The organism is Bacillus sp. LR--39 (assembly GCF_053613335.1).
Genome location: NZ_JBSIOT010001429.1, coordinates 1 through 549 on the forward strand (window position 1 = coordinate 1; position 549 = coordinate 549).

Sequence of the window (549 nt, forward strand, 5' to 3'; positions counted from 1 at the left end):
ATATTTACGCTGTTGAGCTTTCTCCTGAACGCCAGCAAAAAGCTGAGGAGCTTGGCGCGATCATCGTTGATCCGTCTAAAACAGACGATGTAGTCGCTGAGATTGCAGAACGTACAGGAGGCGGTGTTGACGTAGCATTCGAAGTCACTGGTGTCCCAGTGGTGTTACGACAAGCCATCCAGTCCACTACAATTGCCGGTGAAACCGTCATCGTCAGCATTTGGGAAAAAGGTGCTGAAATCCATCCGAACGATATCGTAATCAAAGAACGTACAGTAAAAGGAATTATCGGATACCGCGACATCTTCCCGGCTGTATTGTCATTAATGGAAGAAGGCTATTTCTCAGCCGACAAACTCGTAACGAAAAAAATCGTACTAGATGATTTGATCGAGGAAGGCTTCGGGGCTCTTATTAAAGAGAAAAGCCAAGTCAAAATCCTTGTTAGACCTAACTAATTTGAAACCAAAAAGAATCCGCACTCGGGTGCGGATTCTTTTTTAAATTATCCAATCACTTCAGCCCCAGAATCCTTCTTTGCCCCGCTGT

At 45.0% G+C, this 549-nt stretch carries 1 pseudogene; it reads left to right on the top strand.

Going from position 1 to position 549, the window contains the following annotated elements:
• Positions 1–458: pseudogene (gene bdhA / locus ACWHAR_RS30940) on the top strand ((R,R)-butanediol dehydrogenase); the annotation flags it as partial.
• Positions 459–549 lie beyond the last annotated feature (91 nt).